Annotated in this window: 22 protein-coding genes; 19 read left to right on the top strand and 3 right to left on the bottom strand. The window is 69.5% G+C overall.

Translation table 11 applies throughout. The features are described from left to right. Nucleotides 1-12 precede the first annotated feature (12 nt). The 3 genes from ABD974_RS09440 to ABD974_RS09430 all read right to left on the bottom strand — a co-directional run bounded on the left by ABD974_RS09440 (nt 13) and on the right by ABD974_RS09430 (nt 2139). Nucleotides 13-486 (bottom strand): DUF4426 domain-containing protein, encoded by a 474-nt coding sequence (locus ABD974_RS09440; protein ID WP_345303064.1) that lies wholly within the window; start codon nt 484-486, stop codon nt 13-15. Between the two features lie 97 nt (nt 487-583). After that, entirely contained in the window at nt 584-1408 is an 825-nt protein-coding gene (gene proC / locus ABD974_RS09435) for a pyrroline-5-carboxylate reductase (RefSeq protein ID WP_345303063.1), read from the bottom strand. Then, on the bottom strand, nt 1405-2139 hold the full coding sequence (locus tag ABD974_RS09430) for a YggS family pyridoxal phosphate-dependent enzyme (protein ID WP_425562670.1): 735 nt from the start codon (nt 2137-2139) through the stop codon (nt 1405-1407). The genes proC and ABD974_RS09430 overlap by 4 nt, the downstream gene beginning before the upstream one ends. Before the next feature lie 194 nt (nt 2140-2333). Between ABD974_RS09430 and ABD974_RS09425 the strand changes: the two genes are divergently transcribed. The 19 genes from ABD974_RS09425 to ABD974_RS09335 all read left to right on the top strand — a co-directional run bounded on the left by ABD974_RS09425 (nt 2334) and on the right by ABD974_RS09335 (nt 21721). Then, on the top strand, nt 2334-3371 hold the full coding sequence (locus tag ABD974_RS09425) for a type IV pilus twitching motility protein PilT (protein WP_345303062.1): 1038 nt from the start codon (nt 2334-2336) through the stop codon (nt 3369-3371). A 65-nt stretch (nt 3372-3436) separates the two neighbouring features. Further along, a complete protein-coding gene (locus ABD974_RS09420) occupies nt 3437-4567 on the top strand; it encodes a PilT/PilU family type 4a pilus ATPase (protein ID WP_345303061.1) in 1131 nt (376 codons plus the stop codon). 74 nt (nt 4568-4641) lie between these two features. Then, nucleotides 4642-5412: an XVIPCD domain-containing protein gene (locus ABD974_RS09415; RefSeq protein ID WP_345303060.1), complete on the top strand. Its 771-nt coding sequence runs from the start codon at nt 4642-4644 to the stop codon at nt 5410-5412. 293 nt (nt 5413-5705) lie between these two features. Next, nucleotides 5706-7397: a type II secretion system ATPase GspE gene (gspE, locus tag ABD974_RS09410; RefSeq protein WP_486346768.1), complete on the top strand. Its 1692-nt coding sequence runs from the start codon at nt 5706-5708 to the stop codon at nt 7395-7397. 64 nt (nt 7398-7461) lie between these two features. Then, complete coding sequence (locus tag ABD974_RS09405) at nt 7462-8370, top strand: hypothetical protein (protein ID WP_345303058.1); 909 nt, start codon at nt 7462-7464, stop codon at nt 8368-8370. Nucleotides 8371-8527: 157 nt separating this feature from the next. Then, nucleotides 8528-9739, top strand: coding sequence for a type II secretion system protein XpsF (gene xpsF / locus ABD974_RS09400; RefSeq protein WP_345303057.1), 1212 nt, complete (start codon nt 8528-8530; stop codon nt 9737-9739). A gap of 57 nt (nt 9740-9796) precedes the next feature. Further along, nucleotides 9797-10231, top strand: coding sequence for a type II secretion system major pseudopilin GspG (gene gspG / locus ABD974_RS09395; RefSeq protein ID WP_345303056.1), 435 nt, complete (start codon nt 9797-9799; stop codon nt 10229-10231). Nucleotides 10232-10276: 45 nt separating this feature from the next. Then, a complete protein-coding gene (gene xpsH / locus ABD974_RS09390) occupies nt 10277-10795 on the top strand; it encodes a type II secretion system protein XpsH (RefSeq protein WP_345303055.1) in 519 nt (172 codons plus the stop codon). Beyond that, nucleotides 10792-11244, top strand: a complete 453-nt coding sequence (xpsI, locus tag ABD974_RS09385; protein ID WP_345303054.1) for a type II secretion system protein XpsI — start codon at nt 10792-10794, stop codon at nt 11242-11244. The genes xpsH and xpsI overlap by 4 nt, the downstream gene beginning before the upstream one ends. Next, nucleotides 11241-11888, top strand: coding sequence for a prepilin-type N-terminal cleavage/methylation domain-containing protein (locus tag ABD974_RS09380; protein ID WP_345303053.1), 648 nt, complete (start codon nt 11241-11243; stop codon nt 11886-11888). Before xpsI ends, ABD974_RS09380 begins: the two co-directional genes overlap by 4 nt. Before the next feature lie 5 nt (nt 11889-11893). Further along, the gene (locus ABD974_RS09375; protein ID WP_345303114.1) at nt 11894-12775 is read left to right on the top strand and encodes a type II secretion system minor pseudopilin; all 882 of its coding nucleotides are present in this window, start codon (nt 11894-11896) and stop codon (nt 12773-12775) included. 102 nt (nt 12776-12877) lie between these two features. Further along, the gene (locus ABD974_RS09370) at nt 12878-14161 is read left to right on the top strand and encodes a PilN domain-containing protein (RefSeq protein ID WP_425562669.1); all 1284 of its coding nucleotides are present in this window, start codon (nt 12878-12880) and stop codon (nt 14159-14161) included. Further along, nucleotides 14158-14799: a type II secretion system protein GspM gene (gene gspM / locus ABD974_RS09365; protein WP_345303052.1), complete on the top strand. Its 642-nt coding sequence runs from the start codon at nt 14158-14160 to the stop codon at nt 14797-14799. The genes ABD974_RS09370 and gspM overlap by 4 nt, the downstream gene beginning before the upstream one ends. Continuing rightward, nucleotides 14786-15589 carry a hypothetical protein gene (locus tag ABD974_RS09360; protein WP_345303051.1) on the top strand — a complete coding sequence of 268 codons (804 nt, stop codon included), beginning with the start codon at nt 14786-14788 and terminating at the stop codon, nt 15587-15589. Before gspM ends, ABD974_RS09360 begins: the two co-directional genes overlap by 14 nt. 10 nt (nt 15590-15599) lie before the next feature. Then, nucleotides 15600-17849, top strand: a complete 2250-nt coding sequence (gspD, locus tag ABD974_RS09355) for a type II secretion system secretin GspD (RefSeq protein ID WP_345303050.1) — start codon at nt 15600-15602, stop codon at nt 17847-17849. Nucleotides 17850-17888: 39 nt separating this feature from the next. Further along, a complete protein-coding gene (locus ABD974_RS09350; protein ID WP_345303049.1) occupies nt 17889-18776 on the top strand; it encodes a glycosyltransferase family 2 protein in 888 nt (295 codons plus the stop codon). After that, a complete protein-coding gene (locus ABD974_RS09345; RefSeq protein WP_345303048.1) occupies nt 18773-19633 on the top strand; it encodes a glycosyltransferase family 2 protein in 861 nt (286 codons plus the stop codon). Before ABD974_RS09350 ends, ABD974_RS09345 begins: the two co-directional genes overlap by 4 nt. Nucleotides 19634-19635: 2 nt before the next feature. After that, nucleotides 19636-20427, top strand: a complete 792-nt coding sequence (locus ABD974_RS09340; protein WP_345303047.1) for a DUF3667 domain-containing protein — start codon at nt 19636-19638, stop codon at nt 20425-20427. 19 nt (nt 20428-20446) lie between these two features. Then, entirely contained in the window at nt 20447-21721 is a 1275-nt protein-coding gene (locus tag ABD974_RS09335; RefSeq protein ID WP_345303046.1) for an erythromycin esterase family protein, read from the top strand. The last annotated feature ends 12 nt before the right edge of the window (nt 21722-21733 follow it).

The raw sequence follows: 21733 nt of genomic DNA, 5'->3' as shown, positions 1-21733 counted from the left end.
CGCGACGAAGATTCACTGTGGCGAGAAATCCCGCGAGAACCGCATCGTCGACGCCGCGCCGCCCTCGCGCACGATCTTCAGATCGAAGGTGAGCGTGTCCGGGGGCGACACCTCGGTGGCGCCGACGTAGTCGATGTAGTCGCCCGAGCGGATCTCGCGCATCGCCAGCGTTTCGCGCTGGCCGTGCAGGTTCGCGACGGTGGCGGTGATCGTGGCCGGCAGCGCGGTCTCCAGACCGTCCGGGCCCTGGCGCACCGAGACCAGCAGCATCAGCCGGCGGTCGCCGCGTTCGATCCCGTAGCTGCGGGCGACGCCTTCGTTGAGGCTGGCGGTCGGCACCAGATTGGCGCGGACGGTGATGTCGCCGATCCGGCTCACCGCTTCCTGTGGAGTATCGAGGCGTTTGCCGACCCGGGGTTTGTCGGGCCCGCAGGCGGCGAGGGCGAGACAGAGCAGGGCGGGGGCGATCAGCAGGCGGAATGTCATCGGTCGATCCTGTCGGCGTTGGCGCGGTGGCTGCCCGGTCGATACGGTCCGACGCGACGTCCGGATGCCGGCAATGCGGTACGACCGCGCGGCGCGCTCAATCGTTGGCGGCGGAGAGTTGCCGGCCGCGTTCGGTGGCGTTGGCGATCGCCTGCGCCACCAGTGCGCGGAAGCCGCCGGCTTCGAATGTCTCGACCGCGGCCTGGGTGGTGCCGCCCGGCGAGGTCACCCGGCGGCGCAGTTCGGCCGGATCTTCGCCGGACTCGGTGAGCATCCGCGCGGCGCCCAGCACGGTCTCCTGCACAAGGGTGCGCGCGGCGTCGGCTGGCAGGCCTTCGGCGATGGCGGCGGCCTCCATCGCCTCGGCGAGCAGGAAGATGTAGGCCGGGCCGCTGCCGGACGTCGCGGTCACCGCGTCCATCCGCGCCTCGTCGTCGATCCAGACGGTCCTGCCGGCGCTGGCGAGCAGGTTGGCGGCGTGTTCGCGGCCGTTGCGGTCCACTTCGACGCTGGCGAACAGGCCGGTGACACCGGCCCCGAGCAGCGCGGGGGTGTTCGGCATCGCCCGGACCACCGCCACGCCGCCGCCGAGCCAGCGCTGCAGCTGGGCCGCGGTGATGCCGGCGGCGATCGACACCACCAGCGGCCGGTTCGCCTGCGCCAGCGGCGCCAGCGCTTCGCAGACCGCGCGCATGATCTGCGGTTTCACCGCCAGCAGCCACAGGCCGGCCGGGCCGGCCGCTTCGGCGTTGTCGGCGCCGACCTGTACCCCGAAATCGCGGGCGAGCGCCTCGCGGAGGACGTCGACGGGTTCCGAGACGCGGATGTCGGCGGCCGGGGTGCCGCGGGCGATCAGGCCGCCGATCAGGCTGCGGGCCATGTTGCCGCCGCCGATGAAGGCGAGGGTCGATGCGGAACTCATGCGATCTCCGGAGCAACGGTTGTGGAAGGTTTCGGCGGACGCGCGCCGAACAGCGCGCTGCCGACGCGGACCATCGTCGCACCTTCGGCGATGGCCAGCGCGTAGTCCTCGCTCATGCCCATCGACAGGGTGTCGATGCCCGGCCGGCCGGCGGCGAGGGCGTCGAACAGGCCGCGCATGCGCCGGAAGGCGGCGCGTCGACGCGCCATGTCGGGGTCGGGAGCCGGGATCGCCATCAGTCCGCGCAGGCGCAGGGCCGGCTGGGCGGCGATGGCGGCGGCGAGCGCGTCGATGTCGTCCGGCCGGCAGCCGTGCTTGCTGGCCTCGTCGTCGATATTGACCTGGATGAGCACGTTCAGCGGCGGCTGCCCGGGCGCGCGATGCTTCGCCAGCGCCTCCACCAGCTTGGGCCGGTCCACGGTCTGCACCCAGTCGAACGCGGCGGCGGCTTCCTTCGCCTTGTTCGATTGCAGGTGGCCGATGAGATGCCATTCGATGCCGAGCCCGCCGAGCGACGGCTGTTTCGCCAGCGCTTCCTGCACGTAGTTTTCGCCGAAGGCCACCGGGCCGGCGGCGGGCCGTGCGCGCAGCGCGGCGGCGACGTCCGCGATGGCTTCGGCGGGCTGGGTCTTGCTCACCGCCAGCAGCCGCGCCGGTGCATCGCCCGCGGCTGCGGCCATGCCGGCGAGGAGGGCGTCGAGTGCGGGATGCGGCGGCGTTGCGTCTGACATGGCGTGCGTTCGGATGCGACGGGCGTCGCGGAATGGCGCGGGAAAGGAGCAGTGTATGCCGAAAGAAGCAGCGAACCGGCGATCCACCGGCAGGGCGACCGCGCCGCACCGGGTGCAAATCCGGAGTGCGGGGCTATACTCCGGCGCATCCCGGGTCTCCGGACTCGCACGACATCGCTACGCGGGGAGTTTGCATGGATATCGCCGAACTATTGGCATTCTCGGTCAAGAACAAGGCGTCGGACCTGCACCTGTCCGCCGGGCTGCCGCCGATGATCCGCGTCGACGGCGACGTGCGCCGCATCAACATCCCCGCGCTGGACCACAAGCAGGTCCATGCGCTGGTCTACGACATCATGTCGGACAAGCAGCGTCGCGATTACGAGGAATTCCTCGAGTGCGACTTCTCGTTCGAGATCCCCGGCCTGGCCCGCTTCCGCGTCAACGCGTTCAACCAGAACCGCGGCGCCGGCGCGGTCTTCCGCACGATTCCCTCGGAAGTGCTGACCCTCGAGGATCTCGGCTGTCCGCCGATCTTCCGCGAGCTGATCGACCAGCCGCAGGGCCTGATCCTGGTGACCGGCCCGACCGGTTCGGGCAAGTCGACCACGCTGGCGGCGATGGTCGACCACGTCAACAAGAGCGAATACGCGCACATCCTCACCGTCGAGGATCCGATCGAATTCGTCCACACCTCGCAGAAGTGCCTGATCAACCAGCGCGAGGTCCACCGCGACACCCACGGCTTCAACGAGGCGCTGCGCTCCGCGCTGCGCGAAGACCCGGACTACATCCTCGTCGGCGAAATGCGCGACATCGAGACCATCCGCCTGGCGCTGACCGCCGCGGAAACCGGCCACCTCGTGTTCGGCACCCTGCACACCAGCTCGGCGGCGAAGACCGTGGACCGCATCATCGACGTGTTCCCGGCCGGCGAGAAGCCGATGGTGCGTTCCATGCTGTCCGAATCGCTGCGCGCGGTGATTTCGCAGGCGCTGCTGAAGAAGGTCGGCGGCGGCCGCACCGCGGCGTGGGAAATCATGGTCGGCACCCCCGCGATCCGCAACCTGATCCGCGAGGACAAGGTGGCGCAGATGTACTCGTCGATCCAGACCGGCCAGAACTTCGGCATGATGACCCTCGACCAGCATCTGCAGGATCTCGTGAAGCGCAGCCTCATCACCCGCCAGCAGGCCAAGGGTTACGCCAAGGACAAGCGGCTGTTCGAATAATCCTCCGGCCGCCACCTCCGCGTCCAGCGTCCAGCGCTCAGCGTCCAGATTCAGGGAGTTCCCCCATGAGCACCACCGATTTCACTTCCTTCCTCAAGCTGATGGCGCACCAGAAGGCGTCGGACCTGTTCATCACCGCGGGCATGCCGCCGGCGATGAAAGTGCACGGCAAGCTGTCGCCGATCACCCAGAGCGCGCTCACGCCGCAGCAGAGCCGCGACATGGTGCTGAACGTGATGACGCCGGCGCAGCGCGAGGAGTTCGAAAAGACCCACGAGTGCAACTTCGCCATCGGCGTCTCGGGCGTGGGCCGCTTCCGCGTGAGCTGCTTCTACCAGCGCAACCAGGTGGGCATGGTGCTGCGCCGGATCGAGTCGAAGATCCCGACCGTGGAGGAGCTGGCGCTGCCGCCGATCATCAAGACCCTGGCGATGACCAAGCGCGGCATCATCATCTTCGTCGGCGCCACCGGCACCGGCAAATCGACTTCGCTCGCGGCGATGATCGGCTATCGCAACCAGAATTCCTCGGGCCACATCATCACCATCGAGGATCCGATCGAATTCGTGCACAAGCATGAAGGTTGCATCATCACCCAGCGCGAAGTCGGCATCGACACCGACAGCTGGGAGAACGCGCTGAAGAACACCCTGCGCCAGGCGCCGGACGTGATCATGATCGGCGAGGTGCGCACCCGCGAGGGCATGGACTACGCCATCGCCTTCGCCGAAACCGGCCATCTGGTGCTGTGCACGCTGCACGCCAACAACGCCAACCAGGCGATGGACCGCATCATCAACTTCTTCCCCGAGGATCGCCGCAGCCAGCTGCTGATGGACCTGTCGCTGAACATGAAGGGCGTGGTCGCGCAGCAGTTGATCCCGACTCCGGACGGCAAGGGCCGCAAGGTCGCGATGGAAATCCTGCTCGGCACGCCGCTGGTGCAGGACTACATCCGCGACGGCGAGATCCACAAGCTGAAGGAAGTGATGAAGGAGTCCACCAACCTCGGCATGAAGACCTTCGACCAGGCCCTGTTCGAGCTGTACCAGGCCGGCGAGATCACCTACGAGGACGCGCTGCGCTACGCCGACTCGCAGAACGAGGTCCGCCTGAAGATCAAGCTCGCCCAGGGCGGCGACGCCCGCACCCTGGCCGCCGGCCTGGACGGCGTGGAAGTGGCCGAGGTGCGCTGACCCATCGCTGATCCATCGCTGGCGCCGCCGATCGCGGCGTCGCGATCCGGATCGATCGAAGAAGGAACGCCAGCATGCGCGACGCACGGATCGAAGACGGAACGGGTTTTCCGCCCCACGGCGGGAACGGCGCCGGGGGGATATGGCTCGCCGAGGGCGAACCGCTGCAGCCGGGGCAGCCGCGCCGTGATCCGCTCCCGGAGCTGCCGGACCCCCGTCCGCGGGAACGGGCGGAGTCGCGGACGAACGAATCCCCGCCCGGCGACGCGCCGCCGGCGCGAGGCGACACGCCGGCGCCGAGACCGGACATCGACTGGTGCCCCAAGCTTCCCGAGCAGGATCCGCAGCCGGCGCCCGAGACCTGGGATCCGAACCCCTGCGCGCCGCTGTCGTCCGAAGGGCGCTCGGAAGGCGGGAAATGGGTGCCGGAGACGCCGCTGCTGAACGCTCCGGCCCACCCCGATCACAAGCTGTTCAAGCAGGCATTGTCGGAACTGCAGCAACCCGGGCTGTGCGGCCTGTTCAACTCCGAGGCGCAGCGTGAGCGGGTCGCGGCGGCGATCGCGGCCGAGGCCAAGGAGGCCGGTCTGAAGGGGATCGACCACGTCGTCGCCGGCAGGGACGGCGGAAAATTCATCGCGATCGAAGGTCCGAATCCCTACGCGCCGGAAGCGCGACGGGCAACCGTGGATTACGCGGAGGCGGTCGCCCGCTCGGTGGAGCAGAGCACCGCGAAGATCACCCCCGAAGCCTGCACGTCCAAACCCGGGGAGGGGCTTCTGCTGTCCGAACTGAGCCCGCCGGTGGTGCCGCCACCGTCGGGCGGTGTGACGATGCTGCGTTGAAACCGCGGATGAAGGCGTGCGGGAACTTGCGGCCCGATGCCCGGTCACACGCGGCAGGGACGAAGGAACGACCCTTGGGATGGAACAGCGAACGCGCCGCCTTCGGGCGGCGCGTTCGTTTCCGGGGACGGCCGGGACGGAGCCGCAAGCCGGGTTTTCAACAAGCTGCCGACCGCGGGTTACAGTAACGATCTTCGAAGACGCGCCGGGACCGCCGGCCGCAAGGGCAGGACGAGGGTGACGGTGTGAATGCAGCAGCAGCCGATGTGGACATGGGCGAACCGCAGGCCGCGATGCCTCCGCCGAGCGATGGCGAGCGGGTCGTCGCCGCGCTGATCGAGAAGGGACGTCTCAAGGAAGCCGATCTGGTCCGCGCCCAGCGCGTGCAGGACGAAACCGGCGGCGAACTGCTGGCCCTCATCGCCCGCATGGGGCTGGTGTCCGAGCGCGACCACGCCGAAGCCTGCGCCGAGGTCCTGGGGCTGCCGCTGATCGCGGTGAAGGAACTGCCCGACCTGCCGCCGGAAGGGGTCGAGCTCAGCCTGAAATTCATGAAACAGTTCGCGGTCGTGCCGGTCGGCGAGAGCGAGGCCCATGTCGCCGCGCTGATGGCAGACCCGCAGGACCCCTACACCCTCGATGCGATCCGCCTCGCCAGCCAGCGCGAAGTCCGCCCGCTGGTCGGCCTGCGCTCGGAGATCGGCGATCTGATCGAGCGCTGGCACGGCCAGGGCCGCAGCGCGATGGGCGCGATCGTCGAGACCGCCGAGGGCGAGTCCGGCGACATGGACGACGTCGAGCACCTGCGCGATCTGGCCTCGGAAGCGCCGGTCATCCGCCTGGTGAACCTCATCATCCAGCGCGCGGTCGAGCTGCGCGCCTCGGACATCCACATCGAACCGTTCGAGAACCGGCTCAAGGTGCGCTACCGCATCGACGGCGTGCTGGAGGAGGGCGAAAGCCCGCCGGCCAACCTCACCGCGGCGGTCATCTCGCGCGTGAAGATCATGGCCAAGCTCAACATCGCCGAGCGCCGCCTGCCGCAGGACGGCCGGATCATGATCCGGGTGCAGGGCAAGGAACTGGACCTGCGCGTGAGCACGGTGCCGACCGCGCACGGCGAATCGGTGGTGATGCGTCTGCTCGACCGCGAGACCGTGGTCTTCGACTTCAAGAAGCTCGGCTTCACAGACGATTTCCTGCCGCAGTTCCAGCACGTGCTGGAACAGCCGCACGGCATCCTGCTGGTCACCGGCCCCACCGGTTCGGGCAAGACCACCACGCTGTACACGGCGCTGAGCAAGATCAATACCCCCGACGTGAAGATCATCACCGTCGAGGATCCGGTCGAATACCAGATCGAAGGCATCAACCAGATCCAGGCCAAGCCGCAGATCGGGCTGGATTTCGCCCATGCTCTGCGCAGCATCGTGCGCCAGGACCCGGACATCATCATGATCGGCGAAATGCGCGATCTGGAAACGTGCAAGATCGCGATCCAGTCCGCGCTCACCGGCCATCTGGTGCTCAGCACGCTGCACACCAACAACGCCGCCGGCGGCATCACCCGCCTGCTCGACATGGGCGTCGAGGACTACCTGCTGACCTCGACCATCAACGGCATCCTCGCCCAGCGCCTGGTGCGCCGACTGGAGCCCGTCCACGCCGAACGCTACGAAGCTTCGCCGGAGGAGATCGAGAAGTTCGGCCTGCGCCGCTGGCAGCCGGAAGGCACGATCCATCTGTTCCGGCCGCGCGGTTCCGCGATCGCGCCCACCGGCTATCTCGGCCGCACCACGATCATGGAATTCCTGGTGATGAACGACGAGATCCGCCGTGCGGTGATGCGCCACGCCGGGATGGGCGAACTGGAGCAGTTGGCGAAACAGGCCGGCATGCGCACGATGTATGAAGATGGCATCGCCAAGGCCCTGGCCGGCGTGACCACGATCGAAGAAGTGCTGCGCGTGACCGAAGATGCCTGATGCGTGGCCGTCGCGCGTCCGCGCGGCCGGAGAGTCGAACCGTTTTCCGCAAGAGGGGGCGTGAATGAAGAAGGGAGTTCTCGTCGCAGCCGTGGCCCTGGTGGCCATCGCATCGGCAGCGACCGTGTGGTGGTTCATGCGCGATCGCGGCGGCACGCCGCAGGAAGACGCCGCGCCCGCGTCCGCCCGCAGGACCGGCTCGGCGCTGTCGCCGGCGCAGCGCGGCGAACGCGCCGAACGCGTCCGCGCGGCGGTCGCCCACCACCGGCGCCTGTGGCGCGAAACGACCTATGTCGAAATCCGCGATGCGGCCATGGGCGGCGATGTGGTCGCCCAGCGCCGGCTGTCGGAGATCTACGAGGACTGTCTGGCCTATGCCGGTCAGATGAACGTCGCTCTGCGCATGCTGGGCACGCTGACCAAGGCCGATCCTGCCGCACAGCCCACGGTGAAGGGCATCTACACCGACTACAAGCATTTCTGCGTTCAGGCCGATGCCGATCTGCGGAAGAACCCGGATGCCGGCCGCTACTGGCTGCACAAGAGCGCCAAGGCCGGGGATCTGGCGTCGGAAATGCGCTATTTCGGACGCACGGTCCCCACCCTCAACAGCGGCCAGTTGAAGTATTTCGTCGACAGACTGCGCGCGTCCGGCGACCCCGATGCGATCTTCGAAATGGCCCTGCTGCTGGCGAAGGCGAACGAGTCCTGGCCCGATCCGGCCATGGCGTCCGCGTTCCGGGGCGAAAGCGCGCAGAGCGCCTGGATGCTGGCGGCGTGTCGCGCCGGATTCGACTGCGCCCGCGGTTCCCGTGCGTTGAACATGGTCTGCATCACGATGTTCACCTGCTCGCATCCCGACTACGAGCGCTATCTCTGGTTCAACAACGACACCCCGGCGCAGCGCACGGAGCTGACCCGGCTGGTGACGCTGATCGAGCGCGACATCCTGCAGATGCAGCCGACCCAGTGACATCCCTGCGGCGCCTGGCGGCCCGTCGAACGGGCCGGCCGGGAACCTTCGCGGCCGCGAAGGCTCCCAATCGCGGGTGGCCGCCGATATCCTGCCTGTCCCGCCCCGGGTCGACCCGATCCGGGCCCACCCACGCATCGCCCGCAGATCGAGCCCCATGCCTCTGTACCGCTACAAAGCCCTGAACAGCCGCGGCGAAGTCCTGGATGGCCAGATGGAGGCCGCCAGCGACACCGAAGTCGTGCTGCGCCTGCAGGAACAGGGGCATCTGCCGGTCGAGGCGATCCTGGCGGCGGCCGCGACCGGCGTGGCCTGGGGAAGCCTGTTCAAGCCCAAGCCGTTCGCCGGCGGCCGTCTGGTGCAGTTCACCCAGCAGCTCGCGACTCTGCTCGGCGCCGGGCAGCCGCTGGACCGCGCGCTCTCCATCCTGCTCGAACTGCCGGAAGACGAGGCCGCCCGCCGCACCATTTCCGACATCCGCGACGCCGTCCGCGGCGGCACCTCGCTGTCGGTGGCGCTGGAGCGCCAGCACGGCGTGTTCTCGCGGCTGTACATCAACATGATCCGCGCCGGCGAGACCGGCGGCAGCCTGCACGAAACCCTCCAGCGGCTGGCCGATTACCTCGAACGCAGCCGCGCGCTGCGCGGTCGCGTGATCAACGCCATGATCTACCCGGCGATCCTGGTGACCATGGTCGGCTTCTCGCTGCTGTTCCTGCTCGGTTATGTGGTGCCGCAGTTCGCGGCGATGTACGAGAACCTCGACGCCGAACTGCCGCTGTTCTCGCGCATGGTGCTGGCCATCGGGCTGCTGGTGCGCGATTGGTGGTGGGTGCTGGTGGGCCTGCCCGCGCTCGGGGTCTGGTGGCTGGGCCGCAAGTGGCGGCAGCCGGCGTTCCGCGCCCGTTTCGACGAATGGCTGCTGCGCCAGCGCCTCGCCGGACCGATCGTGGCCCGGATGGAAACCGCGCGCCTGGCGCGCACCGTCGGGACGCTGCTGAAGAACGGCGTGCCGCTGCTCACCGCGCTGGGCATCGGCGGCCGCGTGCTGGGGAACCAAGCGCTGATCGCCGATGTCGAATCCGCAGCGGGCGACGTCAAGAACGGCGTCGGCCTGTCCACCGCGCTGGGCAAGGGCAAGCGTTTCCCGCGTCTGGCCCTGCAGATGATCCAGGTCGGCGAGGAGTCGGGCGCGCTCGACGCCATGCTGCTGAAGACCGCGGACACCTTCGAGGCCGAGACCGGTCAGGCCTTGGACCGGATGCTGGCCGCGCTGGTGCCGCTGATCACGGTGGTGCTGGCGGTGGTGATCGGCGGGGTCATCCTCGCGGTACTGATGCCGATGTACCAGCTCACCGGCTCCATTTGATCTTGTCCCTATAATCCGGCGTTCGCGCCGCCCACTTTCACGAACGGACCTCACGACATGCGCCATCACCGCCCCTTCCGCCGTCCCGCTCCGCGCCGTTCCCAGGCCGGCATGACGCTGATCGAGATCATCATCGTGATCGTGCTCATCGGCGGCGTGCTGGCGGTGGTCGGCAGTCAGGTCTTCGGCAACAAGGACAAGGCCAACCACAAGCTCGCCAAGTTGCAGGTCGACAAGCTCGCCGCCAGCATCGAGCAGTACAACTCCGACGTGGGCGAGTACCCGCGCACCCTCGACGATCTGGTGACCGATCCGCAGATCAACGGCTGGCTGGGGCCGTATGCCCAGACCAAGGATCTCAAGGATCCGTTCAACAAGCCGCTGCAGTACGCGGTGCCCGGCGAGAACGGCGATTTCGACCTGATCAGCTACGGCAAGGACGGGCAGCCGGGCGGCAGCAGCGTCGACAGCGACATCCACTACGGACAGTAACGGGCCGCCACGCGTCGCCGTCGTCTGCCGCCGGACACGTTCCGCATGACCATCGCGCGCGCCCGGCGCTCCATGCCCGGCCCCGCCATGCGCCGACTCCGCATGCGCCGGCCGCGCATCGCGCGCGGCTTCACCCTGCTCGAAATCCTGGTGGTGGTGACCCTGATCGCCGCGCTCAGCCTGATCCTGGTCGGCGCGATGACCGGCGGCATGGACGGTTTGCGCATGCGATCCGCCGCCAAGGAACTCGTGGCCGAGCTGCGCTTCGCACGCGCCCAGGCCATCGCCACCGGCACCGTTCAGACATTTTCGATCGTGCCCGCCCAGCGCACCTGGACCGGCGCCAAGGGCCGCCACGGCGATCTGCCGAAAGCGTTCGAAGTCGTGTTCACCGGCGTGCGCCAAGTGCAGTCGAAGGAAGGCGAGGGCGTGATCCTGTTCTTCGAGGATGGTGCCTCCACCGGCGGCCAGATCCAACTGCGCCGCGACAACGCCGCCTGGAACATCGATGTCACCTGGCTGACCGGCGAAGTCGCGCTGCGCCGCAACGAGGCGCAGCGATGAACGCCGCCTCGCGTCGCCGCCGCGCCACCCAGCGCGGTTACACGCTGATCGAAGTGGTGGTCGCGTTCGCGCTGCTCGCCTTCGCCATGAGCCTGCTGCTCGGCTCGCTCACCAATGCGACGAAACAGGTCCGCGCCTCGGACGAGTACGGCCGCGCCGCGCTGCATGCGCAATCGCTGCTGGACCAGGCGGGCGTGGGCGAGGCGCTGGCCGTGGGCCAGCGCGGCGGCGCGCTGGAGAACGGGCGCTACCGGTGGGAGATGACGGTGGAGCCGTATGTCGATCCCTCCGCACCGCCGCGGCAGACGGAAATTCTCGGTGCGCCGAAATTGCTGCAGTTGGATCTGACCCTGCGCTGGGGCGATGGCGGGCCGCGGCAGACCCTGCAGTTGCGCTCGCTGCGACTGGTGACGCCCACCGACCTCAATGCGACGGGAGGCGGGCCGTGAGTCGTCGCGCTGCCAATGGTTTCACCCTGATGGAAGTGCTGGTGGCGACGGCGCTGTTGGCGGGGGCGATGAGTCTCGGCTTCGCGACCCTGCGTGCGGCGTCCACCGCGGCCACCCGCGGCGAGCAGCAGGCGCAGCGCAACGAGCGCATGCGCGCGGTCGAAGGGTTCCTGCGCCGGCGCATCGCCTCGGCGCTGCCGGTGGCCTACGACGTCGACGAGCGCACCGGCATTCCGGCGCGTTTTTCCGGCGAACCGGACCGCATCCGCTTCGTCGCCGACCTGCCGGCGTATCTCGGTCGCGGCGGTCCGCACGTGCACGACATCCGCGTGGTCCAGGACGGCGACAGCCTCCGCCTGCAGGTCGAATTCGCGGTGGTGCTGGCGAACGAGATCGTCGAGGAGCCCGATCCGCGCCCGCCCGAGCTGCTGGCCGACGGCCTGCGCGAAGTGAAGCTGTCCTACCGCGCGTTGGATGCGCAGAACCGCGTCGGCGACTGGCAGGACACCTGGCAGCAGGTCGACCGCATGCCGCTGCAGGTGAAGATCGAGATCATCGACGGTCGCGGCGACCGCTGGCCGCCGGTGGTGGTGTCGATGCCGCAGGCCGGCAGCTTCGGCGGCTTCTCGCAGGCGCAGATCTGATGGCGATGCGTCCGCGTTTCCACGGGTCGCTCCCGCGCACCGCGTCCGGCGCGGCGCTGCTGCTGGTGCTGTGGCTGATCGCGCTGCTGACCGCGGTGGTCGGCGCGTTCGCGATGCTCGCGCGGGTGGAATATCTGCAGGGACGCACGCTCAGCCAGGGCGTGGTCGCCGATCAGGCCGCGCGCGCCGGGCTGGAATACGCCATGACCCGGGTGGTCGATCTCGACCAGTCCCGGCAATGGCTCCCGGACGGGCGCGAGTACGCCTGGCGCTTCGGCGATGCCGACGTGACCATCCTGATCGTCGACGAATCCGGCAAGGTCGACATCAACGCCGCCGATCTGGACCTGCTGGCCGGGTTGATGCAGGCGGTGGGCGTCGAACGCCAGCCGGCGCGGAAGCTCGCGACCGCGATCCTGGACTGGCGCGATCCCGACAGCCTCACCCAGATCGAAGGCGGTGCGGAAGACGGCGACTACGCCAGCGAGGATCTGCCCTACGGCGCCAAGGACGCGCCGTTCGAGACCGTGGCCGAGCTGCAACTGGTGCTGGGCATGACCCCGGAGCTGTTCGCGAAGCTGGCGCCGCATCTGACCGTCTACAGCGGACAGGGCCGGCCGTCGGAGCAGTACGCCAGCGCGGAAGTGCTGCAGGCGCTGGGCATCGACCCGGAGCGCACGCTGGCCGAACGTCGCCGACCGAGGCAGCCGGGCGAGGCCGGGGCGCTCGTCGGTGCCGGCACGGGCACGTATAGTATCGACAGCCGGGCGCGGTTGCGTGGCGGTCGCGTCTCGGTCCTGCGCGCCGTCGTGCGCGCCGGCAACAGCGGCCTGCCGGGCTCGGCCTACACGCCGCTGCGCTGGGAAGAAGGTGCCGTCCTGCGATGACTCCGGGACGCGCCTCGACCCCGCACCGTCGCATGTCCGTCGGCGCGTCGAACCTTTCGGGGCCCCGGAGGTCATGCTTTCCGTGGTCGCGCATTCGTGGTCGTGCATCCGTGGCGAGCCGTTCCGGCGGCCCGCTTTCTCATTGATCGAGGACACACTGGTAGAGGACTGGTTCTGAGCACTTCCGCCGACAACGCGACACCCGCCCGGGGCGCCCCGAAGACTCCGCAGGCCGGATTCGGCCGTGCATGGCCGGGCCTGCGCGGCTTCCTCGCCTGGTGGCTGAACGCGCTGGGCAGTTGGCTGCCGCCGCGGCTGCGGGCGGTGTTCGGCCTGGCCCAGCAGCGCCTGCTGCTGCGCGGCGAGGGCGACCAGCTGTCGCTGGCCCTGACCCTGCCTGCGCAGCCCGGTGGCGTCGCGCTGCGCGAACTCGCCGAACTGCCCTGGGGCGCCGCCGAAGCGGCAGGCGAGGAACCGTTGACCCGGATCCTGTCGCCGCGGATCAACGGCCTGCCGCGCTGGCTGTTGCTGCCTGCCCGCAGCGGATTGCGCCGCCGCCTGACCCTGCCCGCCGCCGCCGCCGATCGCCTGCGCGAGGTGCTGGGCTTCGAAATCGACCGGCAAACGCCGTTCTCGCCGGACGAGGTGTACTACGACGCCCGCCTGCTCGGCCGCCGCGGCGACGGGCAGATCGACGCCGAACTGGTGGTGGTGCCGCGCGCCAGCCTGACCCAGGCGCTGGCCGCGATGGGCGAGTCGATCGGCGCCACGCTCTCGGGCGTGGACATGGCCGGCGCCGATGGCCTGCCGCTGGGCGTGAACCTGCTGCCGGGCGCGCAGCGCCGCCGTCGCCGCGACCCCCGCGCCGTCTGGAACGCCGCGCTGGCGGCGGTCGCGCTGGTCGCGGTGGGCGCCGGACTGTGGCAGATCCGCGAAAACCGCGAGGCCGCGGCCGACGCCTTCGAGGCCGAAGCCAAGCGCCGCAGCGCGCAGGCGCGCAAGGTTTCGGCGGAGAAGAAGCAACTGGTCGATCTGGTCGAGGGCATGCGCTTCCTGCAGCAGACCCGCAGCGGCCGCCCCAGCACCGTCGAGGTGCTGGACGACATCACCCGCCGCCTGCCCGACAACACCTATCTCGAGAAGATCTCGATCGAAGGCGAGCGGATCATGATCATCGGTCTCAGCCCCGAAGCGCCGCGACTGGTCGAACGCCTCCAATCCTCGAAGCTCTGGCGTTCGATGAACATCACCGGCGCGCTGATGCCCGATCCGACCAAGGGCAAGGACCGCTTCAATCTTTCCGCCGAGCTCGCCGTCACCGCGCCCCCTGGCGGCAAGGACAAACCCCGCGGCGGCAACGGCGGCAACACGGAGCGCGCACCATGACCCCGGTCGCCGCGACCTCGTCCACGACGACCGTGCCCGCGCGCGAGCGCTGGGCCGCGCTCGGCCTGCTGGCTGCGCTGCTGCTGGTCGCCTATTTCGTGCTGGTCCACCCGTGGTGGACGGTGCCGATGCTGGAACTGCAGGACCGCATCGACAGCCTCAAGGAGCGCGATGCGCGTGCGCTCGCCACGCTGGAACAGGCGCCGGAGATCCGCAAGCGCCTCGGCGCGGTGCGCGAACAGGCCGCGCGACTGCCCGGCTTCATGGCCGAAGGCAGCACCGAACTCGCGACCGCGGCGCTGATCCAGCGCCTCGAAACCGCGGTGCAGCAGGCCAGCCCGAAGAACCGCAGCTGCGCGATCCAGAACCGTTCGCCGCTGACCGAGCCGCGCAAGGAACGCTTCGCCCGCGCGGTGGTGCAGGTCCGTCTGCAGTGCGGCACGCCGGAGCTCGCGAGCGTGCTGCATTCGCTGGAAAGCGGTTCGCCGCGGCTGTTCGTCGACAACCTCAACGTCACCGCGCAGCGGTTCTATTTCACGCCGGATCAGGCGCCCACCGGCGGCGGTCTGGACGTGAGCTTCGATCTGTACGGCTATGTCGCGCCCGCCGCAGGAGGCTCCGCCGATGCGCGTCGATAGTCTCAGCCCCCGCACCTGGCTGCTCGCCGGCGTCGCCGGATGGGCGGTGTGCCTCTGGGTGGCCGCGCTGTTCGGCCTGGGTGGACGTCTCGGCGACGTGTCCGAAGACACCGCACCGCAGACATTGCCGTCCACCACGATTCCCCGTGCCGACCGTCCGGGCCCTCAGGCGATGTACGCCGAGATCGCGGCGCGGCCGGTGTTCGCCGAAAACCGCAAGCCGCAGGAGTTCCGGATCGGCGGCGGTGGCGACGAGGCCCAGGCCAATACCTTCGATTACACGCTGACCAGCGTGATGATCGCCGGCGACCTGCAACTGGCCATTCTCAAGCCGGCCGCCGACGGCGCGCAGCCGGTCCGGGTGAAGGTGGGCGATGCGGTGGAAACCGCGCCGCAGTGGACTCTCGCCTCGCTGCTGCCCCGCCAGGCCGTGTTCCGCGGCCCGGACGGCGACAAGACCCTGGAACTGCGGGTGTTCAACGGTGTGGGGGGCGCAGCGCCGCCGCCGGTCGCCGCCGTACCGCCGCCGCCGGGTTCGGGCGTGATCAACGAAACGCCGCAGCCCGGTCAGCCGGGCGCCGGCGTGGGCCCGCAGGGCGTGGTCCCGCCGCCCCCGCCGCCGACCCAGGTCGCCGGTGCCGCGCCGGCCCCGCCGCCCGCCGCTCCGGCGTCCACCGAAGCCCAGCTCGACGCCATCCGCCGGCGGATCGAGGCGCGTCGCGCCCAGCTCCGCCAACAGGCCGCGCAAGAAGCGCAGTCCCCCGGTGCCGCACCGGGACAAACTCCCTGAGATCTCCACGATGACCCTGCGATCCACCGCCACCGCCTTCTTCGCCGCCCTGCTCAGCGCGATGCTCGCCGCCTGCGCCGCGACGCCGATGCCGAAGCTGTACCGCGCCGAGGACCGGCCGGTGCGCAGCAGCGACGTGCCGGCCGCGGACGCCGATGCCGTGCGCAAGGAGCCCCTGGCCGCGCAGGACGACGCGCTCGACGAGAACGGTCGCCCGCGTCCGCGCATCCGCCGCGGCAACGGCCAGGTCATCAACAGCGCCGCGGCCAGCGCGCCGATGCCCGACATCGGCGCCACCGGCGGCGAAGCGCGCTTCAACTTCGAAGGCGAATCGCTGCACGCCGTGGTCAAGGCGATCCTCGGCGACATGCTCGGCCAGAACTACACCATCGCCCCGAACGTGCAGGGCACCGTCACCTATTCCACGCCCAAGCCGGTCAGCGCGGCGCAGGCGCTGTCGGTGCTGGAGATGATCCTCGGCTGGAACAACGCGCGCATGATCTACGGCGACGGCCGCTACAGCATCGTGCCCGCCGACCAGGCGCTGGGCACCGGCGTCGTCACCCCGCGCACCGGCTCGCCCGAGGGCGCGCGCGGCTTCGAATCCCGGGTGGTGCCGCTGCGCTACATCTCCGCGGAGGAGATGAAGAAGCTGCTCACGCCCTATGCCCGTCCGAACGCGATCGTCACCGTCGATGCCGGCCGCAACCTGCTGACCATCGCCGGCACCCGCGCCGAGCTGGAGAACTACCTGCGCACGATCGAGATCTTCGATGTCGACTGGATGTCGAGCATGTCGGTCGGCGTGTTCCCGCTGCAGTCGAGCAAGGCCAACAAGGTCGTGCAGGATCTGGAGAAGGTCTTCGGCGAGCAGAGCAAGTCGCCGGTCGCCGGCATGTTCCGCTTCATGCCGCTGGACGGCGCCAACGCGGTGCTGGCGATCACGTCGCAGGCCGACTACCTCGACGACATCGAGCAGTGGATCGAACGCATCGACGGCGCCGGCGAAGGCGTGCGTCTGTATTCCTACGAACTCAAGTACGTCACCGCCAAGGAACTCGCCGTGCGTCTGAGCGAGGTGTTCGGCGCTGGCGGCGGCCGCAGCGGCGGCGGCGACAGCGGCGGTTTTTCGCTGATTCCCGGCGCGCAGACCACCATGATCGGTGGCGGCGACGGTGGCGGCAGCAAGGACGGCAGCGATCTCGGCAGCGCCAGCGGCAGCCTCGGCAGCAGCGGCAACAGTGGCGGCGGTCTCGGCAGCGGTTCGCTCTCGCTCGGTCCGTCGCAGGGCGGCAGCAGCAGCGTGACCCTCGAAGTCGGCGGCGACAAGGTCGCGATTTCCGCGATCGAAGAGAACAACACCCTGCTGGTGCGCGCGACCGCGTCGGCGTGGCGCTCGATCCTCGACGTGATCGAGAAGCTCGACGTGCTGCCGCTGCAGGTGCATATCGAAGCGCAGGTGGTGCAGGTCGACCTCAGCGGCGACCTGTCCTACGGCGTGAACTGGTTCTTCGAGCGCGCGGTGACCGACAACGGTCTGCCCAGCGCCGTCGGCCGCGACACCTGGAGCACCCTCGCCGGCAGCGTGAAGCCGGCCGGCGGCACCAATCCGGGCCTGGCCTGGACCTTCCTCGGCCGCAACGCCGCGGCGGTGATTTCGGCGCTGGATGCGGTCAGCGACGTGAAGCTGCTGCAGACCCCCTCGATCATGGTCCGCAACAACCAGGAAGCGACGCTCAACGTCGGCGACCGCATCCCGGTGACGTCGGTCTCGATCAATCCGATCCTCGGCAGCAACAACACCACCAGCCAGGTGCAGTACCTCGACACCGGCACCATCCTCAAGGTCCGTCCGCGCGTGACCAAGGACGGCACGGTATTCGTCGAGCTGGTGCAGGAAGTCAGCGCGCCGCGCGGCGAGCCGGACGACAACGGCAACGTGCGCATCAGCACCAACCGCATGAAGACCAGCGCGGTCATCCAGAGCGGCGACACCGTGCTGCTGGCGGGCCTGATCACCGATACCGACAGCAAGGGGTCCAGCGGTTTCCCCGGCCTCAGCCGGCTGCCGGTGGTCGGCGGCCTGTTCGGACGCCAGAGCACGACCAAGCGCCGCAGCGAGATCATCATCCTGATCACGCCGACGCTGATCGAAGATCCGCGCGCCGCGCGCGACATGACCGACGAGTACTCGCGTCGCTTCCGCGCGATGCAGCCGCTGCCGAAGGCGGATCCGCCCGTTTCGCAGCCGCATCGCTGACGGCGGCGGCCAAGGCCGGGGCGTGAAGACGGGCGTGGCATGAGCGCGCTCCCGGTCGTGCTGGTCCCCGTGGGCGTCGACGACGACGCCCTCGACGCCTGCCTCGCCGCGCTCGACGCCGGTACGCCCGCCGGCACGCGCGTGTGGCTCGCCGACGACGCGCAGGCCGGTCCGCGCGGCCTCGCCATCGTCGAACGCTGGCTCGCGCGCACCGCGCTGCAGGCCGATTACACCCGCCGCCCGCGCAGCATCGGCGAGGCGGCGCATCTGGACGACATGCTGAAGGCCTGCGGCGACGTCGACGTGCTGGTGTTGTCCAGCGACGCGGTGCCGTGCCCCGGCTGGGCGAACCAGCTGGCCGCCTGCGCCGCCCGCGATCCCGCCATCGCCACCGCCACGCCCTGGTGCAATGCCGGCGAAACCGCGGCCTGGCCGCGCGTCGGCGAAGTGATGCCGGTGCCCGACGAACCCGCGCGGCTGGCGCGCGCCGCCGCCACGTTGCCGCCGCATCATCCCGAACTGCCCGCCGCGGTGGATCACGCCCTGTTCCTGCGCGGCAGCGCGCGGCGCAAGGCGGGCGGTCTCGACGCCGCCAGCTACGCCTCGTCCTACGTCGCGCTGATCGATCTGTCGCTGCGCATGGCCGGACTGGGCTGGCGCAACGCGCTGTGCGAGACCGCGTTCGTCGCCCGTCGCGGCGAGGGCCGGCCGCTGGGCGACGACGTCGAAACCCTCGGCGTGCGCTGGCCCACCTGGCATGCGCGGCTGGCGCAGTTCCTGATGCAGGATCCGCTGCACGCGCTGCGCGCGTCGCTCGGCCACGCCTTCGAGAATGCGGAGCTCCGCACCCAGCCGGATCTGTTCGGCGATGCCGGCGAGAACGAGCACGCGGCGGGCGAGGACGCGGCGGGCGAGGGCGCGGCATGAACGACGCGCCGGACATCGCCGTCGTCGTGGTGACCTACCAGAGCGCCGAGACCATCGGCGAATGCCTGGGGCGCCTGCGCGCCGCCGCCGGCGTCGCCCAGATCCGCGTTGTCGACAACGCATCGAACGACGGCACCCTGGAGATCGTGCAGCGGCATGCGCTGGCCGATGCGCGCCTGCGGTTCATCGCCAACCCCGACAACCCGGGATTCGGCACCGCCTGCAATCAGGGTGCGGACGATTGCGACGCTCCGTGGGTGGCGTTCGTCAATCCGGATTGTCTGGTCGAGGCCGATACGCTGTCGCGGCTGCGCGCGCATGCGCGGACCTGCGAAGGCGAATCGCTGCTGGGCGCCGATCTTGTCGACGAGGCCGGCGTGCGCGACGGCGCCGCGCGCAGGCGCGATCCCGACTTCGCGGCCATGCTCCGCAGCGCCGCCGCGCGGCGGATCGAGATCGCCGTCGACGACGCGCAGCCGCTGCAACGCGTGCCCGCGATCTCCGGCGCGCTGATGTACCTGCCGCGCACGTTGCTGCAACGTCTCGCAGGATTCGATCAGGGATATCGACTGCATGCCGAAGACCTCGACCTGTGCCGCCGCGCGCGCGACGCCGGGGCCTGCGTCGCGGTCGCCAACGATGTCCGCGTGGTGCACGTGCGCGGTGTCTCCAGCCGCAGCCGGCCGCTGTTCGTCGAATGGCACAAGCACCGCGGCCTCTGGCGTTACTTCCGCAAGTTCGACGCGCCGCGTCACGGCGTGTCGACGCGCGCGGCGGTGTGGATGATGATATGGGCGCGCGGTGCGTTCGCGCTGATGAAGAAGATCGGTCGGGCCATCGCTCGCTGGGGACAGTGAAGATGTCGGATTCGGGCCTTTGCGCCAACTGCGACCGCGCCATCGACGGCGCGGACCAGACGTTCTGCCCGGCCTGTGGTCAGCCCACGCCGGCGCATCGCATCGACTGGCATTTCCTCGGCCACGAAATCGAGCACAGCGTGCTGCACATGGATCGCGGCCTCCTGTACACGCTGAAGAACCTCATGATCCGCCCCGGCCATCTGATCCGCGATTACATCGATGGGCGGCGGGCGCATCACGTGAAACCACTGCTGCTGATCATGATCACGGCCGCCGCAGTGGTCTTCCTCAGCCGATTCGTCATCGGCAGCGAGGTCATGGGCGGAAACCTTTTCCGGGCAGGGGGCGGCGCCGACGCCGGCGGCACCGCCGATCCCGCGCGGATTCTCGAAGTCGTCAATGCCGTCAATCGATGGATGAGCCATCATTTCGCCGCGGTCACGCTGCTTCTGTTGCCGCTGGAGGCCGCGGCGTTCAAGCTGGCGTTCTGGCGGTGCCGCAATCTGAATTATCCGGAATGGCTGGTGATCACGGCCTTCCTGACCGCACAGACCTTCGTCCTGTGGGGGCTGTCGATTCCGGTGCAGCGCTGGTATCCCGGCGCGGCCGGCTGGATGTTGTGGCTGTCCATCGCCTACGGCGTGTTTTCGATGGTGCAATTGTTCGCGACCCTGCCGCGCTGGAATTCGGCGCTCCGCGCGATCCTGGGCTATGTGCTGTATCTGCTCATCAACATGGCGTTGTTGTCCGTTCTCGTGATCGTCGTGCTGGTCGTCTCCGGCCGCACGTAGTGCGGACGAAAGGACTTCGATGACTTTCCTGATCTTCGCGCAACGCCTCCGTCATCCCGCGCGCAGCGCGGGCGGTCTCGACACGCCGACGATGTTCGCCGCGCTGGCGTTCGCACTCGGGCTCCTCGCCGCCGTTGCCGGCGCGGCGCGCGCCAGCGATGCGTCCGTCGACGCTGCCGTCGTCTTCGATCGGCGCGCATCCGCCGAGATCGATCGTCTCGTCCGCGACGTCTGCCGCAGGGACATCGTGCTGCTCGGCGAGGACGCGAACCATGGCGGCGGGCACACGTTCGAGATCAAGACCGAACTCGTGAAGCGCTTGGCCGCGCGCTGCGGTTTCGGCGCGGTGGTCTTCGAGAGTCAGTTCTACGATCTGCTGGCGCATGCGCGCGCGGTCGACGCCGGCACCGCGACCGCGGGCGATCTGGCCGACGCCATCGGTCCGCTGTGGTCGCGCGCGCAGGAGGCGCAGCCGCTGATCGCATTCCTGCACGCGGAGACGATGGCCGGGCGACTGCGGGTGGCGGGCATCGACCCGCAGGTGGGCGGCATCAGCGGACACTACACGCGTCGCGAACTCGGCGGCGCGCTCGCGGCCGCGCTCGATGGCGAACCCGTCGCGGCCTGCCGGGCCGAGATCGATCGTCACAACGGCTGGCGGTACGACGATGCGCAACCGTTCGACGACGCGGCGCAGCGTCGCCTGCGCGCATGCAGCGACGCGATCCGCGCCGCCATCGCATCGAAAGGCATCGATCCGGCCTCCGAGCTCGCGGCGATGGCCGTGGCCTATGCGCGCTATCTCGACATGGCGCTGGACGGCGATGGCGACATGCGCGACCTCGGCATGTTCGAAGCGCTGCAGTGGCATCGCGCGCGCTGGCCGAAGGGTACGAAGATCATGGTGTGGTGCGCGACCGTGCATGCGGCGAAGCGGTTGGATGGCGTCGCGCCGGAGATGCGCCCGCTCGGCGCGCATGTCCATGCCGCGTACGGCGACCGCGCGGCGGCCATCGGTTTCACCGCCCGGTCCGGAGCGTTCGGCAATCCCGGCGCCTCCGGCACGCCGAACGCGCTCACGCCTGCGGCCCCGCACGCGCTGGAAGCCGTCGCGCTCGGCGACGGCGACGCGCAACTGCGGTATGTCGACCGCAAACGTCTGCGCAAGCTCGGCACGATCGCCGCGCGGCCGATCAACTACCGCACGACCCACGCGGCCCCATGGGCCGAGATGCTCGACGGTATCCTGGTGTTGCGCGAGGAGCGCGCCGCAACGCCGCTGCCGCGCAGGTAGCACAGCCGTCAA

This window comes from Lysobacter hankyongensis (assembly GCF_039543145.1).
GTDB classification, from domain to species: Bacteria; Pseudomonadota; Gammaproteobacteria; order Xanthomonadales; family Xanthomonadaceae; genus Lysobacter_I; species Lysobacter_I hankyongensis.
This window is presented reverse-complemented; position numbering and strand designations above follow the sequence as displayed.